Here is an 18057-nt window from a genome sequence, read left to right as displayed (position 1 = left end):
CATCTAACAATGATTAGATACATTAGTTTAGATTTGATAGAAACAACTTTCTAATGCAATATATAAATAAGTCTGATAATTGGCTTTGAGTGAGGAACGAAAGTTCACGGTTGTTTCCAAAGTCGATGGAGGAATTGCTAGCATTACCGCGTATTAATTAACGTGGTCAAAGTCGAATGAAGAAATGATTAACATCATGTTGTGTTAATCAATAGGGAGCAGATTATGAGGTGGTGATAGGTAAACGCTGATTGATGTACCTCAATTCCAGCTAAAACATTAAGATTGACTAGCTGAATATTGTACATTCTAACGACAACATTAGTTCTTAGTAAATCTATCATCTTACTTGCAGTCTTCTTAAACACTTCATATCAAGGAATATGTATGTCAAGAATCACCGTCAAAGCTGGAGCTGACTTTCTTACTGGATTAGCTCATGCAAAACCAGTTGCCGCGCTGAGTGAGCTAATTTGGAATGGTTTCGATGCAAAATCTAAGAATGTTGAAATCGAGATTACGACGGATCCTGTGTTTGGGGGAGTTGAAGCAATTCTGATTAAGGATTATGGCACTGGAATCGCTCACAATAAAGTTGTGAGTTACTTCGGTAATCTAGGGGAATCTTGGAAAAAAGCTGAGAAAGCAAATGGGGATCGCTCCCTCCATGGCCAGTTTGGTCGAGGAAGGTTCAAGTCTCTCTCTCTTGGTGAGCAAGTTCATTGGAAAACCGTGTTCGAAAAAAATGGTAATAAATATAAATACACGATTTTAACTGATGCTAATAAAATTAACGATTTTATAATCAGTGAGCCAGAGTTAGCTGATGATGAAGATTTAGGTACACAAGTAGAGATTTATAACACTAGTAACACTGCTGAACTTTTATTAACTGAAGATGCTTTATCTGATCTCATCATGGAATTTGCTCTTTTCCTAACAGAATATCCAAGTAGGAAATTAATATTCTTAGGTGAGAGAGTCTCACCAACCGATGCATGGTCTGACAAACAAGACTACGATATAGGTGGGGTCATACTCCCTGATGGATCTCTGATTAATGCTTCCTTGACTATTATCGAATGGAAAAAGAAAGTTCAGAGGGAACTTCATTACTGTGATTTGTTAGGGTTTTCTCTATACAAAGAGAAGATTGGGCCAATTATTCGTGCTCCCGGGTATGATTTTACTCTCTATGCAAAGTGTGATTACTTTAAGGCACTAAGTGATAAAAATGAAGTATCTTTAGGTGAACTTATTCCTGAGGTTAAGACGATTAAAGATGCTATTATACAAAGGGCTAAAATTCACTTTCTGGATAAAGCATTTCTTAATAAATCCAAAATAGTTGACTCTTGGAAAGAACAAGAAATTTACCCCTATAACGATGACGTATCCCAAGGCCCAACGGAAGTAATTGAACGAAAGGTGTTTGATATTCTTGCTGTTAATGTTCAAAGCTATCTAAAAAGCTTTGAAAGTGCAGATAGAAAAACAAAAAAATTCACATTCATGCTCTTATCTCAAGCGATTAAACAGAATCCCACGTCGGTACAAAAAATTCTAACAGAAGTTTTGGGTTTGAAATCTAAAGAGCAAGATGAGTTGGCTGCGTTATTGGAGAGAACAACCTTGTCTTCAATAATTAGTGCTTCTCAGATTGTGTCTAATAGAGTTGATTTTATTAATGGGCTAGACAACCTTTTACATAATAAAAATACAAAGAAAACTTTATTGGAAAGAGATCAACTTCATAAAATTCTAGAAAAGGAAGCTTGGCTTTTTCGAGAGGACTTCTTCCTTGCTGGTTCTGAGGACTGGCTTGAGGATGTTTTAAAAAAACATATCAAGCATCTTGGTAAAAGATATGATGAGGACGATAACGAACCTGTTTTACTCCCAGATGGAAGACAAGGTCGTGTTGACCTAATGTTTGCAAAGTGCCGCCAACCGTATGAGGGCTTTACAGAGTATTTAGTCGTTGAACTTAAACGCCCCTCTCAGAAAATAAATTATGATGTTATTGGTCAGGTTGAAAAATACGCGTTATCTGTTTCTGGGGATGAACGTTTTGATCATACTAAATCAAAGTGGACTTTCATAGCCGTGTCTAACTCAATGGATGAGTATGCTGAACGTAGGGCTAATCAACGTGGGTGGCCTAAAGGAAAAACATTAGATGACGCTGAATTAAATGTTGAAGTATGGGTTATGACTTGGGCTGAAGTTTTGAATGCAGCAAGAGCAAAATTAAGTTTCTTTAGTAAACAATTGAATATAGTGGCATCAAGGGATGATGCAACATGCTACCTTGAAAAGACCCACCGTGAATTTATTCCGGTTATAACAAGTGCTGAAGAAATATAATTCGCCTAACCACCTTCAGGAGATTAATGGGCTGTTCACCCTGTCGGCGTATGTGGCAGGGTCGTGATTTTTAAAAAGGTCATCAACATGAGTACATACAAAATTATTGGTATCGAGCTTGGCTAGCATTCATTTCATATTCATTATCAGGGTAAAATCATTTTCCGTATGAAGTTAACACGAAGTAAATTATTTGAATTCCTAGCACAAAGCAGACCACCAATTTTTATTGCTCACTAGCTTATCAACCATGTTAAAATAGCAATCTACTTTTTAGTCCAAATCAAAAAAACAGTAAAATAAATTTTAGGCCCAACAATAGGCCCAAATTAAAAGTTGAATTGGTTTTTGTTACTTAAAAATCAATTAACTAAGAGTCTAATTCAGACTCCGCCAGCCCAAATTTGGTGGGTCAGTGATAGGACAACAGGTTTAAAAACAGGAAGTTAGCAAAATCAGTTGGACTAGACACTGGCAACATTAAGACTAGAAAGTGCACGTGAAATGCACGCGCATTTTAAATCAAAAACCCTGAGGGTCATTCCTTGGGGTTTTCTTTTTTGTAAAAAATGAAATTAGATACCTCATCTCACCTGAACATCAACATATGTTTTGAAATAGATGATAAGCCACCAAACGGTAGCTTTTCGCTGTTAGATGGCTTTACTATTTGATAGTATAAATCCTCTAATGTTTCTAGATGATGTAAATAGCTTACTACTTTTTACATATTCATAGAAAAGCTCAAAAACTAGGCATGTAACTTGAGAGTAATTGTCAATATCGGTTCAGTGATGGCCATTAGTGTGTAAGTGCCATATTTTCGGCGCTATAAGCCATCAAATATAGAAATTTAAATCAACCATATGGTAGGTATCCAATTGATTGTTTTTATTATCAACCTAAAAGAAAGTTCTGAGCGTCGAATGAAAATGCAAGCTCAACTCGATAAAACTGAACTAAAATATGAATTCATTAATGCAGTAAACGGGAAAGATCTATCAAACTCTGAACTTAAAGAGATTGTTTATGACTACCCAAATTGCATGCTATCAAAAGGTGAAATTGGATGTGCTTTAAGCCATTTGGCAATTTATAAAAAAATGGTAAACGAAAACATTGAGCAGGCATTCGTACTAGAAGACGATGCTACATTACCTCATAACATTGAAAATGTAATATCTAAAATACAAAAAATAGATAAATTAACTAAGCCAAATATCTATTTATTATCATGCGTTGATAGTTACATAAAAAATCAAAAGATAGATGATAATGTGTTTAAAGTTTACCAAGCTATTCGATCTCATGCATACATTATCAACAAAAAAGCAGCCCAAAGACTCATATCATTCCAAACCCCAATTAAGTACGAAGCTGATATGTGGTGGTATTTTAGATACTTCAATTGTGCTAATATATATTGCTTTATACCTTCCGTTATACCTTATGATGATGAAACTAAAAGTATTTCTTTAATTGAGCATGAGCGTTTACCATTAATAGAATTGAGAGAAAAATACAGAAGTCGTCTGCGAAAAACAATAAGAAATTATCAATATTATAGATTAAAAGATTTATTCTTAAAGAAAATACTACTAAAAATTGAATATAATCAAAAATAATACAAGCTGGAGCCTATCAACAAAGGAAGGCACAAATAAGAGTATTGATAGGTCAGTGCAATAGTCCTACTTGTTTCTTGGTATTGCAAAACATATGTACGTAACGATAGGAAAATATTTAGAAAAAACGGGAGATGGCTATTCTGAAACAGTAAAAATACACTTAATACGATAAGAAGCCGCTTTTTACAACGGCTTAATTTGTTAGGGTTAATTAGCAATATTAATTTAAATCCTTACGCATCTCATTAATTAAGAGACTAACATCAAATTTACTCATAGGATCCCCCATCGCAAGACCAAGATTATCACTGGTAGTTAGTTGAATTGCATTCGAGCTATTAGCACCAAAAACAATATTACAATCCTGATTTATAACATTACGCTTGTTATTATAGACACAATATTGTTTTATATTAAAGGCACTTGCCAAATGAACAATCGCCGTATCCACAGAAACAACCACATCGGCATTGCTAACTAGTGCAAAAGAGTTTCCAGCATCGTTAAATGGATTTAACACCACATTTTCTAATAATTCACAATTAATGCTACATCCTAAATTAAAAACAACTGTCTTATAATTTTTTAGTGAGTTTAGATACTCGATTATTTCATTTATTTGCTGCATTGAAAAAGAACGTTCAGTTTGTGACGCATAAGGATTAAATATAATTAGTTTTTTATTTTCTTTTACTGACTTAGCATAGTCATGAGCGAGCGAGAATTCAGAACTATCAAAGGATAATTCGTATTTATAGTTTTTACTTTCTAGATTTAAGTATTTTAGAACTTTGATCATTCTATCAGTTAAATGAGCTTTACCATCACTGCGTAGATTGATATCGTATATACTTCCTTTAGGCTGGTCAAAACCAATTGATTTTGCAGGATTTAATAGAAATAAAGTTTTTAACCTATGGCGTATAGAATGGTCAAAATCAAAGAGATCAATAACTAGATCAATATTAATTTTTTTTAATTCACACACTAACTCAGGTATTTTATTTTTATCAAAAGGGTAAAAACCATCATTTCCAATGATATCAGAAAATAAAAAATTCAATCCCTCCGGAGCAACAATGTATACCTTTTTACCACTAGACCTAATTTTTTTAATCAGTCCCGATGTAATAATAGAATCTCCTATAGCTTTTGCGTGCATAAAAATGCACACATTATTGCAATTATTTACATCAACCTTTTGTCTTTTATAAAGCAACTTCATAATCCATAGACTAAGTTTAAACTTGATTTTTTTTGTTTTTTCATTTCTATATCTATTTATCTTTCTTAATATATTCATCTTCTAATTTTTAAGCTTAAATTTTATAAGTAATACCATTCCCATTATAATAATTATGATTATAATTTATTCAACTTAAATATTACTATGAATGATTTAAGACCGCATCACCTTACGGTCTTATTATATCAGCATAAAAATATATCAATTATTCCTGCTTGGCATTAACTAACCCTATACCACCACATCAACATTATATAGGCGTTTGTCACTGTGATTGCACTACCACTACCTTTTTTTCCTGTAGCACCCGATATTGTATGAGTGTGAGCGCCAATTGTGACAGTATGATTATGTGCGCCGGACGAACTAGTTACATTGCCACTTCCGGGTGCAAGAGTTTTATTATTTCGGTCCCCCCAATAAGAATTGATGGGGGTACCGGCTGTATGCGTGTGAGCTCCTGCTGTATTTGTGGTTTTCGTTCCATAATCAAAACTACTCGTTGTTGCCGAAAAGCTATGATTATGAGCTGGCATCTGTGCTTCTGTTAATGTGACCGAATCCGAACCGCCAGTTGTTAACACATTCGCACCACTCGCTGCAGCTAATCGAATAGTTTTATTTTCACTGATGTATTGCCATTTAGTACCAGGGAACAAGGTATTCGGGTTTTTGTTTTGTGCAAACCACATAACAATGCCAACGGGATAAATCGTATTGAGGTTAACCGAGTTTTGTAATGCATCGGTGACGGCCTTCTGGCTCATCACGTTCGTTGTTGATCCGCCCGTTGATTGGGCAACACTGCTCGTATTGAGCTTAGCATTCAACCCGTTATTAAGTGCTGTGTTTGTTGCATAGTCCCCTGACGGCTGATAACTGCCTTTCGGCTGATATCGCCCATCGCCCTCTACTTTAGTGTAGCTTTCACCTTTAAGTGCGTAATTGCCTGCGGGGGCATAGTTGCCTTTGGGTTGATATTTGGTATCAGACTCCGCTTTAGAATAGCTATAACCTGCCGCTTGGTAATTGCCTAATGGCTGAAAGCGTTTGTCGGATTCGGTTTTGGTATAAACATTAATATCACCGGCACTTAAATCCGCTTTCAGTTCCTGCCATGCTGTACCTGCGACAGGTTCAACATTGTTATTTTCAATCTTCGACTGCCACGTTTTGTTTTTATGATAAACGATAGCGCGAATTGGGTATGGCGTACCTTCTGTCGCCCATTTAGGTAAACCAAAGCTCTGCAACTCACCTATTGCTTCCGTAATATCGTGAAACATGCCATTCATCTTTTCACGTTCGATATCTTTAGCTGCAGGATCAGTTTGTTGGTCACGCTCATAATCATAGCTATAACCTTGCGTGTATGAAACTGCGCCATCGGCTTGTACATCATCGGGAATAGAAGTCCTGTCCCCTTGTGTTGCAAAGGGAATTTTAAAGATTTTTGTCATGGATTTTAGGCTCCGAAATTACTGCTAAGGAAATTTTTACGATGTTGACCGTTACCAAAGGCTTTTTTAGTCACAATACGATATTTAACTCCTACCCCTGATGGGCGAGGCATGAGGTCGAAGTTTTCAAGAAGGGCCCGTAAACGTTCGTCCGGGTTGAAATTAAACACGTAATACAAATAGGTCATATCCAGCGGATCAAGCACGAATACTTTACTATCCGCCTGCCAAAAGAAGCGTTTAAGAAATTCATTAATATTGGTGGCCGTTGGGCTTTGCGTAAGGTTAAAATAGCGCATACGCACGATGAGACGTTTTTGGTCGACCGTCAGCGATAAGGTGTAATCGGCATTACGCCGAAAGTTGCCTTTGAAATTGGCATTCTTTTTACCAAAACCAAAGCCGATTTTCGTTTTATCGCTAGGCGGGACATCAATCCCCAACGGCACATCGAGTAACCGTCGATAATAAAAATATTAAATACGCTGAAAGGCTACTTGCTGAAATTCAAAACAACATTGAAAAAGGCACTTTTAATTACGCTAAATATTTTCCTAACTCTAAAAAATTAATGCTTTTTGGTGTTAATAATCGAGAAAAAAGAGTGATTGATTATTTAGAGGAATATTTAGTTATTTGTGAAACTAGAAATTTATCGCCATCAACGATTGGCGGTTATAAAAAATGCAAAAGTGCCTTATCTGATTTGCACCAATTACATGTTTCATCACTCACACCGGCGATCCTAAAAAACTGGATACAAAAGCAAACGACAGTATTAAAAACTATCCGTAACCAGCTCTCATTTTTGCGTAGCTCGCTTGATGAAGCCATTACCGATGGGATCGTATCCATTAACCCAGTCAGCCTTGTATCTGCTTCAAGATATCAATCAAATAACAGTGACAATGAAAGCAGTTATATTGTTGACCCATTGTCACCTAAAGAGGTCTCTGCCCTACTCACTGCGGCAAGATATGAGCAATGGAAAAACTTATTTCAGTTTGCCATTAATACAGGGTTAAGAAGTTCTGAGTTATGTGCATTAAGATGGAGTGATATTGATTTTTTAGAGAATACCGCACATGTACAGACCGCCAGTGTGGTTGGTGTTATTAAGAAAACCAAAACTAAAGCCGGCACCAGAAAAGTTGAATTAAATAGTGAGGCCATGAACGCTCTGAATGATCAAAAGCAATTCACGTTTATGAAAGACGGTGTAATTTTCGAAGACCCAAAAACAAATAAAGCCTGGGCAGGAGCTGACGCGATCAGAAAGAAAGCATGGGTGCCAACATTGAAAAAAGCGGGTATTCGATACCGCAATCCATATCAAACTAGACATACCTTTGCCACAAGGCATATCAGCCAAGGTGCAAATCTATTTTGGTTAGCTGGACAAATGGGGCATAAAGGGCCTGAAATGCTGTTTAGGCACTATGGGGGATATCTTAAGGAATATGATGGTGGGACGGCTAAAAATATTGCTAACTTTCTTTAATTTTCTTGGAGTTTGCTTCATGCTATTCATAGATATTGTTTCTACAAAAGGCTTTGATAATTAATCATGAAAAAATTCAAATCAACAGGCGTAACTGGCGCAGCTGGAGAGCTATACTTTGCATATTGGATTGTAAGGAATTTTAGTTGGCCGTGCCGTCTTCTTGATATTGATGTTGGTATCGATGCTCAAGTTGAGGTTTTTGAGCGCAACATCTCAACGGGTGATTTTTTTGCAATCCAAGTTAAATCGACCGTTACTTCAACCCCTGACATCCAAATAGATCTAACGGACTTTAAATATTGGAGGCAACTAGACAATAATGTAATTTTGGCATCTGTTGTATTCTCTGAAGAATATGGTGACCCAATAATTTACTGGAAATATTTTTCAAATGTTAACTTGGATAAAATTATTCTTCAAATAGAAGATAAAAATACATCATCTAAGTTAATTACTTTCGATGAGAGTGATATACTTAATATCAACTCAAAAGATAAGTGGTTATGTTCTTTAATCTCAGACTTAGATAGAGAGTTAATAGAAGCAGCGGACTCACTATTAGATGTAATTAAAAATATAAGTCTTGATGAATACTCAGGTGATGAGGATGATGAAAAACTTCGTGAACACGATGCAATAAGCGCGCATTCTTTAATCTATCATATAAATTCTATATTTTTACACTATGAACAGCTTAAGACTGCCATAATGCACGACTCGAGGCTAGTATTCAAATCCACTTCAATCAATGAGTCCATAAATACAGTTGAAAAAAATGAAGCTAAACTTCTGCTTATTTTTAACTACATGTTTGACGGTGTTAAAAGCGAATCGATGCCTCGCGATGTATTACCTGATCCACTTAGCAAGGCAATAGAACAAGAAACAAAAGAGTGGGCTTCAAGATTTTCCTCACGGTACCTATAGTTCCTTTTATTGTATTTCAGCCTATAGTCTGGCAATGACATGACATCAGAATGTACGAGAAATGCACATTATATAGACGCCACGAAAATAATAATTATAAATCAATAAATTAAAAAATTACGGACGCTGGTTCAACTCCCGCCAGCCGGTAGGCATAGAAGATTTCAAAAAATCTCAATGACCTCTCAATGATGGCGGGAATCTATTTCGCACACTATCAGCGATACCGGATCTTTATACGGGAATACTTCTACTATTTAAATACATAATCATCATATCCGTATATTCATAAAAAGATGCTTGTCAATTAATATACTCACCTCCACATAAAATATTACCTCATCCTAACGGGCGAGGCGGGTTATTTAGAAACCCGACGGAAAATTCAAACAACAATTTGAAAAATTTAAAATTGTTGTTAACACGGGTACGATTTTAAAATTACAAAAAAGTTGTAATGATTTAGAGCATCTACACCCTAAAAACGGTCATGCATTCAATATGTAGACCATCATAATAGATCGTGTTCGCGTTCAATAAATATGCTGGGGGGTTCTGGCAGTATCACAAATACCTGCATTATTCACCGTGAGGTCAATAATTTTATCCTTTTTCCCAGATTGGCAAGCCCGATATTCATAATCTACTTGGAATCTTTGGCGCAGGCTTGGCAGCGATAGCATTGATGCTCAACAATTCGCTATCCATGTTTTTTAACTAAATGCGTTGATTGACAAAATGCGCATTTTACATCGACTTTGAGCATAAATATCTCTATCTTACAGACTGTTCACCGCATTGAATACGAGCTCCAAAAACACATCTCTCATAAAATACCAGTAATTCAATTATTCTCATTGAAACTGAAGAGTGAAAACTATAGTGTATGAAAAAAGTATTTACGCTATTTATTGGAAATAATAGAAAATATAGTACTATACCTTTTAACAGGCTCTTTTCATGTGTTTTTTGATTTAGTCATAATTTGAACATCAAGCAAACTGAGCCCTTGCTTTTTCATTTAGTAACTAGGTAAATCTATGATTAATTTTTTAGAGAGCTTTTATTTCACATTATGCCTCGTAGTAAGTTTTATTATTACTTATTACATTGCTGGCATTGATGCAACACTATGGAGTTCACTCTCAACCCTGCATGGCTACACGATATTTAATAAAGCTAGCCAATATAAAAATATCACCTATTCACTACTGTGTTCTTTTTTTGTCTTTGTAGGCTCTGCCTTGGGCTATTTTTTGGGTTTCGGCAGCCTATTTTTGGTAATTCTCTTCATAGCACCTTTTATTTACTACCAGTTTTACAATATAGACTCCTCATTGGATATGTCATTTAAATACTTCATGATTTTTTATATCATAGGGGCGACACTCAACAAATCGAGCTTTGATGGCCTAGTAATAGGCTTACTGATAGGAACAATCATAACTCTTGTATTTTGCTACACCATCAGTAACCGTAAAAAAATTACGATGTTCCAAATAAAAAAGTATATATCACTAAAAAAAGACAAATTATCATATAGCCTTATTTTTCAGTCACTAATCTATTCTTTTGGGTTGCTTTTATGTGTTTTGACCTCTAGAGCAATTAATATTGACCATTTCTTCTGGGCACCACTGACATATATATTTGTGTTAAATCCTAAATTAACTAACATCATTAAGTTAACTAGAGATCGAGTTATTGGCACATTACTTGTTGTTTTTATTTTATATTTTACGTTTAATTTTACTGCCTTTATGCCGTATGTTGGCTTTGCTTTGATATATCTATTTGCTTTTCTAATCCCAATAAGTAACAGCAAAAAAAACAACGTTTTTGGCACATTTTGCCTTACAGGACTTGTTTTATCCTTAATAGAAATGTCAATTTACTTTAACCATATCGATTACCATCTTTTACTTGAAAGAATAATGGAAACATTGATTGGTGGTATATTTGCGATTATATGTAGCTATTTCCTTAAACTAGCAACACAAAAACAATCCGTTAGCCATATACGAAAAATACATAAATGAATATCTAAAAATGACTAAATTAAAATTACTCAATTTAAATTTAGAATTAAATTGCTATTATTAATAACTATGCCAAATTAAAACCCATTATTATAGACGCAAAGGTAATTGTTCAAGAATACTATAAAATAACAAATAAGTGCCTCGGTATAACAAGGTAATTTTAGAATTTAAAACAAAAATTCTTAGATTAGAGGAAGGTGACGCTCGTTAAACTAGATAGCAGGCAAGACGGTATAAATAGACATAAAAATAACCTATCGGTGCGTTGGGATTTACTTTAACGTTTTCGATAGTTGTTGAACCATCAGTCTTGGTAACCGTAGTGTACAGCACATATCAGATCTACAGACGTCGCCTTTTCTCCGGGCCAACACAACCAGTTGGCTTTGTCACTATCATCGTTGTCACTATCACATTATCATCGGATGATTGAGCTTGTGCTGATAGTGTACCTATGCCCAAAGCCAATGAAATCCCTATCGCGAAGTGGTGATTATTCATGAAGGGCACCTTAATATTTCATGCAGTAAGATAATACCTTACTGCATGATTTTATGTGATTTTAAGTTTTTCAGAGTGTTTTAAAGGTCTTATAAACACAGGCTAGAAGCCGTGATTTACATTGCCCTTACAAGCCCCCTAAAATAACAATCTCATTGCCAATAAAGGTACAGGATGTATCCGTTTGACTGAAATCTATGATGCGGCTTCCTTATGAGTTGGGTCAGAAGCGGGTGATTACACTTCGTGCAATGCCGCCATTTTTAAGCTCCTGATAAGCTTCGTTAATTTCATCGATATCGATCTGTTTGGAAATGAGGTCATCCAAGTTAAAACGTCCTTGTAAATAAAGATTGGCATACATAGGAATATCATGCTTAATATTCGAAGACCCCATGTAAACCCCTTTAATAGTTGCCTGATTAAGCAACACGTCCTCCAAGGCATCAACACTAATGGGGTTATCTGGCTTCGGCATACCAATCACATAGGTAGTACCTCCCTTTCTTAACATCTTGACAGACTGCTCAATGGTAGATTTTGCACCTACCACCTCGAAAGCATGTAAAACTCCGCCATTCGTCATGGTACGAACCGTTTCAACATGATCACCATCTCCCGCCAATACGAAATCAGTCGCACCAAACCGACGAGCGAGTTCCTCTTTAGCCGGTTGAGTATCAATGGCAATAATACGTGTAGCTCCAGCAAGCCGTGCGCCAGAGATGACGTTAAGACCCACGCCACCAACACCAATCACAGCGACCGTATCTCCTGGTCTGATCGCAGCGGTGTTAATCGCAGCTCCGGCTCCTGTTACGCAACCGCAGCCCAGAACTGAAGCTTGAGGAAAAGGTAACTCTTTGGGAACCTTGGCCAGCTGATTCTCATGTACCAAAGTGAATTCTGCAAAAGCAGCAGTACCAAACATCGGTAAGACTGGCTCACCATTAAGGGTTAGACGCTGTCCCTCCCCTGCACCTCGCATAGTTTCCTCAGGATGCTCGCATTGGTAAGTTCGTCCGTCCAAGCAGGCTTCGCAATGGCCGCAATATTGAACCAGAGAACCAACCACATGGTCACCAATAGCGAACTCTCTGACCTCAGGGCCTATCTCTTTGACAATTCCAGCTAGTTCATGCCCTAGTACGGCTGGCAGCGGAAAGCCGTAGTTATTCTCTGCAATATGTAAGTCCGTATGGCAAAGGCCAGATGCTTTGACCTCCACCAGAACCTCGCGCCCTTTCGGGTGGTCAATCTCAATATTCTCAATCGAAAAGAGCCCGTTAGGCGTATTGAGTACAGCGGCTTTCATCATGGATTCTCCTATCCAAATTTCAAATCACTCAACACTGCTTTTGAGCTTGTTCGCGGCGAGCAATAGCCGCGTTTGCCCACATAAACAGTTTTTCACTCTTCCACGTATTCGACTGGGAAACTATCTACCTTTTCAAGATAGAAAAAGTAGTACTTGCCGTTATCAACAATATCAGGGGAGCCCTCCAACGATTTACCATCCATGACGCCGAGCAGTGTGTTTTCATCAACTTTACGTAAATGATCGAAGATAGGTACACCATCGTAGATCATGGTAGTCGAGACTTTTCCACGGAATTCTACATCCCAAAGCGAGGCTTCACCCTTCATTGCCTGACTTGAAAATAGGCGATTTTGGTCGTCATAACAGATAAGTGGCACTGCGTCCATCTTGCTTCGATACCACTTTCCGTACCATTTCCTTTCTATCAGAGCACGATTGCACCAGTGCCCTGTATTGAAATCACCGCCTTTCCAGCGCCCCAGAACTTCATCTGTAGAAACGGGTGAAAGCGAATCAAAGAATTCAAACAGAATTTCGTCATTGAGGCGTTCCGTATTCTTAAGTTGGTCGAACCTCTGTTTCGTGTCCATGCATTCCTCCAAATTTGTTTATTTCACACTAATGCTAACAATTGTGGCCGTACGCCAAACCAATTTACCAGTAGTGGATTAGTACAGATTTCGATGGAAGTATCCCTCTATCAAGAAGCCATGTCTAAGACGAATTTTCTCGTAATTAAGTCAAATTTCGTATAAATAACAATATACATGCTAACAGTATAGCGGTTAAGATTTCGTTATAATTCCAATAGGATTTAGTTAAAATGCGACGGTCATTAAACATTACGCTACAACATGCAGATCTCTGCGATATAAATGAGGAATTGCTCAATGAAGCTTGATCCGCGCCTTGTGGTGCAGTTTGCGATAATCGCTGAGGAAGGTTCATTCACTCGAGCAGCTGAGCGTTTACATGTAGCTCAACCGTGGCTGTCTGCCCGATTGAAAAAGTTTGAGGAGCAGTTAGGGTTTCCCCTATTTACTCGGAACACACGTAATATTACCTTAACCAAACAGGGCTACGAGCTACTTCAAGCAGCACGCGGCGTACACGCATCAATGATGCTGACCGAAGCTCTTGCGTCCCAATTGCAACACCGAGATGAGCGTCACCTTAGGCTTGGTTCTCCTCCTTACGGCAGCCACATTGTTCGCAGACAAGAACTGGTCGAACAATTTGCGTTAATTTATCCCGATATCAGTGTTGAACTCGATATTGGCTGGAGCTCAGGGCTGATTGATCGGGTTCTGAAGGGGGGTTTAGACCTTGCTTTTGTGTTGGGTGAAGTACACCATTCTGAAATTGAGACAATGTTACTCTGTGAGCTCAAGCTTGAACTACTGATGTCTGCCAATCATCCCCTCGCGAAGGTCAATAATCTGAAGCCTGCGGATCTTAAGGGCCAGACTATCGCAGTGTTTACACGGGCACTCCATCCTGAACTGTTTGATTCTATTTTCACTGGATTAAAAGCCGCAGGTGCCACGCTCGTTCAGTTTATCGAGTTCAATCAAGCACTCTTAGATCGTACTCACTCAGCGGAACCTACTATGGTGGCCAGCTTTGGACTGAGATATGAATACCTAAATGCTGCTAATATTATCGGAAAGACTCTCGATGAGAGTAACTCGATTCCTTTTTCCCTAATACGAAAGATTGGTCATGCGTCTGAGGAAAGTCAGCTTTTTTGGGATCTTTCACTTTAAGTCTGCAAAATCTAAAGGACAATCACAGTTTAATTTAGAAGAGCCTCAAAGTTTTACATAGTATTTATTTCTATTCTGGATCAGTTGAGTACTGTGTGATTAATGAAGGGCAGCCGAATAGTAGTACTAAACTAGCTTGGCTGCTGGATTTCAACATTTCAGTTCCCATCTCTATGCAATTGGCTGATCAGCCTGAGAGGCAGGTCAAACAAGAACATGTTAATGTGATATGTTAATAACCAACAGGCTTACTTATCTGGTACTGCTATGAGGGTCCTACTATGAACACCTTTCATCAACTGACAGCGACAAGTCTCAATGGGCAACTCATCTCTATGACTGACTACGCGGGTAAGGTGGTTCTCGTCGTTAATACTGCCAGCCATTGTGGCTTTACGCCGCAATACAATGGCCTTGAAGCACTCTATAAGAAATTCGCGCCTCAGGGCTTTGTGGTACTTGGTTTCCCCTGTAATCAATTCGGTAAACAGGAGCCCGGCAGCGCTGAGGAAATCGCGCAGACCTGTTTTATTAACTATGGCGTGAGCTTTCCTATATTCGAGAAAGTAGACGTTAACGGGAGCTCGGCTCACTCAATATTTCGTTACCTGAAAAACGAGCTACCCGGCCTAATGGGGAGTCGAATCAAGTGGAATTTTACTAAGTTCTTGATCGGCCGTGACGGTAAACCACTCAAACGCTTCGCCCCTTTCACTACAGCAGAGAAAATGGAAGCAACAATTATTTCGTCGCTTAAAATTTAGCTGTTCGCTAATTTGTGAGATTAAATCGAATTTTAGTCCCCTATCAAAATAACATTTGGCAGACCATATGATCTGCCATTTTTTGATTAGCAAATATGGACAATACAGAAGTTGCCAAAGGCTTTATCAACATATTTATTTTTAAGCCTAATATACTGATAAAGGGATGGAATAACTTATCCGGTGCATAGTTAACTTCCGTTGTATTAGCATTAAAGGGATATCATAATTTCTGATTCTTTTCCTTTGTAAACTTCAGTTGCTATATAATCAAAAATCTCATAAGGAGAGACGTCTAGTATCAGAAAAATAATTAATAGCTTATCTATACTTAATTTATTAATACCTCTTTCATAACGAGACCATTGTTGCTGGCTAATACAAAGTTTTTTAGCGATTTCTTCTCCTGTAAGATCATTACTTTTTCTAATATCCTTGAGAAAGAACCCTATACATTTATTAATATTATTAACTCTTTGACTTGCTTTTAAAAATTGTTCATTAACATTATGCTTAGTCACTGTTTATTCCTATCATTGGTTAATACAAGTATACAGTGGTAATAATATATATGAACCACAGCATGAACATGTGAATAAACTTTAAATAATTATTTTTAGAAAATTTAAAATATAAAAAGCACTATATGACAATAAAATTATGTTTTTTTGCAAAAAAATTGGGGGATTGTAGTTGTATACATAATGTAGCTATTCTCCCCATTCTCCTTCACATTAACATTAAACCACCCCCCCTTTTCTCGTGTATAACCATACATATAAATATATGCCAAGTTATCTGGTAGATTATCTAAAGGCGATATTTTAATATTAGAAACAGTCATTAAATAAGAATTATTATCAGTGACTTTATAATTTACTTTTATATCTCTCTTTATATTAAAAATGGAGTTTTCTTTTTTTAAGGTTGCTGAATAAGATATTGTACCTTCACCATTTTCTAGCATAAAACCAATACCAGTATCCATCACATCAAACCCTTTATCAGTAAAATAACTATAGCGAACTTGGGCGTAACAATTAAGATCAGGTATACGATTTTTATAGCTATTAAGATAGAAAAATATTGACGATATAAATAAAAAAAGTGAAACAACAGGAATTAATATTCTTTTCATTTTAAATTATCTTTTAAATAATAATAGTACGAACTACATATACTTTCAGATAGATAAATATATTCATTACATTTAATCACTGATATTCTTGGTAGGTTTGAATATACTGAAACATATAGTTTTTCATTATTATAACAAGCTACCCCACCGATAGTTTTCAATATATTATCTAAGAAATTTTTTGAATAACTTTCACTAGCATAGATACTACAATCATTATAGTTACCCATATATTTATAACTAGAGAAGGGAGAAACAATCTTACTCATATTGTTATAATAAAGAAAAACCATTACCAAACATAGTAATATTAAAAAAACCACTGAAAGATTAACATGATATTTATTTTTTTTAGTGGTGTTTTTCTTAACTAAAGGCTGCTCTATAACTGTCAATGGTTTTTCGATAACTGCCAATGGTTTTTTTTCACTTAAATGATGGTTTTTTACTTTTTTAATATCTATATTTTTTGATATTACAATGCCACGCCGTGGTATTGTAATCAAAACATCAGGTGTGTACCCTAGTTGTTTAAAGGCCTTTCTTATAATTGAAATATTTTGATAAAAAGTATTCGAATTTATTGGAATACCATGAGCCTCCCAAACCTCATGAAATAACTGTTTCTGAGTTGTTACTTCAGGTGAATTTTTTAATACAATGGATAAACACTCATTTGCCGGAACAGTTAATGTTGCCACTTCATTTGTATTTAATAAATTTATAATTTTTGCCGATTCTTTATCATAAAGAATCGTATCATCAAAAATGACTTGCTGTATTTTACTCATACTCCCCCCTAACTCATAATAAGTGTATTTTAACATTTAAACATTTTCAAGATTTAAATTTTCAGTACCAATTAATAATAATTCACATAATAATCATTATCATCAAGGCCTTAACCAAAATATTTTATACCCGACTAAAAAGACTATTTTAAGTAAGATAAAAAACTAAAATTATAAAAAACCATAAATTTAAAAACATCCTTAAGAAGAAGTACATTACAACATATATTTTATTTTTCTTAATTAAATATTCTTAAATAAAAAAAACATATAATTATTCATAAGTTACGAGAGAATTAATGATTATAAAAAAAACAAAAATTTAACATTCCCTATCCATATAAATAAAAAATCACAAACATCAACAGCCATAAAAACACCAACAAATATATTTAAGATAATTTAAGAAACAACATAACAGTTTGATTTTATTGGATTTTACCTAATGAGATAAAAATAAAATCTTAATTATTAAAATTTAAGTCTTTTTAATTAAACAAATTACAAGCTTAGAGATTAATATTTAAAACAGGCAAGGAGAGGAATGATATTTTATTTAATAATTTTATAAAATTAATTATTGATAAATCTGAAGTCCATTC

General features: G+C 35.9%; 14 protein-coding genes and 3 pseudogenes. 7 read left to right on the top strand and 10 right to left on the bottom strand.

Annotated elements, in window-relative coordinates:
• Positions 1-387: 387 nt before the first annotated feature.
• Together ABE954_RS07685 and ABE954_RS07680 are read left to right on the top strand one after the other, a co-directional pair.
• A complete protein-coding gene (locus tag ABE954_RS07685; protein WP_371025820.1) occupies positions 388-2367 on the top strand; it encodes an ATP-binding protein in 1980 nt (659 codons plus the stop codon).
• 926 nt (positions 2368-3293) lie between these two features.
• Entirely contained in the window at positions 3294-3992 is a 699-nt protein-coding gene (locus ABE954_RS07680; RefSeq protein WP_166732476.1) for a glycosyltransferase family 25 protein, read from the top strand.
• A gap of 223 nt (positions 3993-4215) precedes the next feature.
• Here the strand turns inward: ABE954_RS07680 and ABE954_RS07675 are convergent, their stop codons facing one another.
• The 3 genes and pseudogenes from ABE954_RS07675 to ABE954_RS07665 all read right to left on the bottom strand — a co-directional run.
• Entirely contained in the window at positions 4216-5298 is a 1083-nt protein-coding gene (locus tag ABE954_RS07675; protein ID WP_240133665.1) for a glycosyltransferase family 9 protein, read from the bottom strand.
• A gap of 164 nt (positions 5299-5462) precedes the next feature.
• Positions 5463-6701: a phage tail protein gene (locus ABE954_RS07670; RefSeq protein WP_371025819.1), complete on the bottom strand. Its 1239-nt coding sequence runs from the start codon at positions 6699-6701 to the stop codon at positions 5463-5465.
• A gap of 5 nt (positions 6702-6706) precedes the next feature.
• Positions 6707-7168: pseudogene (locus ABE954_RS07665) on the bottom strand (DUF2612 domain-containing protein); the annotation flags it as partial.
• Between ABE954_RS07665 and ABE954_RS07660 the strand changes: the two are divergent.
• Positions 7162-8202: pseudogene (locus tag ABE954_RS07660) on the top strand (tyrosine-type recombinase/integrase); the annotation flags it as partial. The pseudogenes ABE954_RS07665 and ABE954_RS07660 overlap by 7 nt on opposite strands.
• A 66-nt stretch (positions 8203-8268) precedes the next feature.
• The gene (locus tag ABE954_RS07655; RefSeq protein ID WP_240133664.1) at positions 8269-9132 is read left to right on the top strand and encodes a DUF4365 domain-containing protein; all 864 of its coding nucleotides are present in this window, start codon (positions 8269-8271) and stop codon (positions 9130-9132) included.
• 554 nt (positions 9133-9686) lie between these two features.
• Here the strand turns inward: ABE954_RS07655 and ABE954_RS07650 are convergent.
• A pseudogene (locus ABE954_RS07650) lies at positions 9687-9898 on the bottom strand (IS1-like element transposase); the annotation flags it as partial.
• Positions 9899-10172: 274 nt separating this feature from the next.
• Between ABE954_RS07650 and ABE954_RS07645 the strand changes: the two are divergent.
• On the top strand, positions 10173-11171 hold the full coding sequence (locus tag ABE954_RS07645) for an FUSC family protein (protein WP_210814501.1): 999 nt from the start codon (positions 10173-10175) through the stop codon (positions 11169-11171).
• A 345-nt stretch (positions 11172-11516) separates the two neighbouring features.
• On the opposite strand, the gene ABE954_RS07640 is transcribed toward ABE954_RS07645, so the two are convergent.
• The 3 genes from ABE954_RS07640 to ABE954_RS07630 form a co-directional block, all read right to left on the bottom strand.
• A complete protein-coding gene (locus ABE954_RS07640; RefSeq protein WP_158516029.1) occupies positions 11517-11675 on the bottom strand; it encodes a hypothetical protein in 159 nt (52 codons plus the stop codon).
• 223 nt (positions 11676-11898) lie between these two features.
• Entirely contained in the window at positions 11899-12993 is a 1095-nt protein-coding gene (locus ABE954_RS07635; RefSeq protein WP_197679462.1) for a Zn-dependent alcohol dehydrogenase, read from the bottom strand.
• A 92-nt stretch (positions 12994-13085) separates the two neighbouring features.
• Positions 13086-13586 carry a DUF4334 domain-containing protein gene (locus ABE954_RS07630; protein WP_042844948.1) on the bottom strand — a complete coding sequence of 167 codons (501 nt, stop codon included), beginning with the start codon at positions 13584-13586 and terminating at the stop codon, positions 13086-13088.
• Between the two features lie 300 nt (positions 13587-13886).
• Between ABE954_RS07630 and ABE954_RS07625 the strand changes: the two genes are divergently transcribed.
• Positions 13887-14762, top strand: a complete 876-nt coding sequence (locus tag ABE954_RS07625) for a LysR family transcriptional regulator (protein ID WP_210814502.1) — start codon at positions 13887-13889, stop codon at positions 14760-14762.
• 281 nt (positions 14763-15043) lie between these two features.
• On the top strand, positions 15044-15526 hold the full coding sequence (locus tag ABE954_RS07620; RefSeq protein WP_206227541.1) for a glutathione peroxidase: 483 nt from the start codon (positions 15044-15046) through the stop codon (positions 15524-15526).
• Between the two features lie 212 nt (positions 15527-15738).
• Here ABE954_RS07620 and ABE954_RS07615 read toward each other — a convergent pair whose 3' ends face one another.
• From ABE954_RS07615 to ABE954_RS07605, 3 genes are all read right to left on the bottom strand, one after another.
• Complete coding sequence (locus ABE954_RS07615; RefSeq protein ID WP_371025818.1) at positions 15739-16047, bottom strand: helix-turn-helix domain-containing protein; 309 nt, start codon at positions 16045-16047, stop codon at positions 15739-15741.
• Positions 16048-16184: 137 nt separating this feature from the next.
• Positions 16185-16664 carry a hypothetical protein gene (locus ABE954_RS07610; RefSeq protein ID WP_166696626.1) on the bottom strand — a complete coding sequence of 160 codons (480 nt, stop codon included), beginning with the start codon at positions 16662-16664 and terminating at the stop codon, positions 16185-16187.
• Positions 16661-17455, bottom strand: a complete 795-nt coding sequence (locus tag ABE954_RS07605; protein ID WP_166687100.1) for a winged helix-turn-helix domain-containing protein — start codon at positions 17453-17455, stop codon at positions 16661-16663. The genes ABE954_RS07610 and ABE954_RS07605 overlap by 4 nt, the downstream gene beginning before the upstream one ends.
• Between the last annotated feature and the right edge of the window lie 602 nt (positions 17456-18057).

This window comes from Providencia sp. TYF-12, assembly GCF_041344805.1.
GTDB classification, from domain to species: Bacteria; Pseudomonadota; Gammaproteobacteria; order Enterobacterales; family Enterobacteriaceae; genus Providencia; species Providencia huashanensis.
Note: the sequence above shows the minus strand (reverse complement) of the source record. Positions and strands in the feature narration are given on the sequence as shown.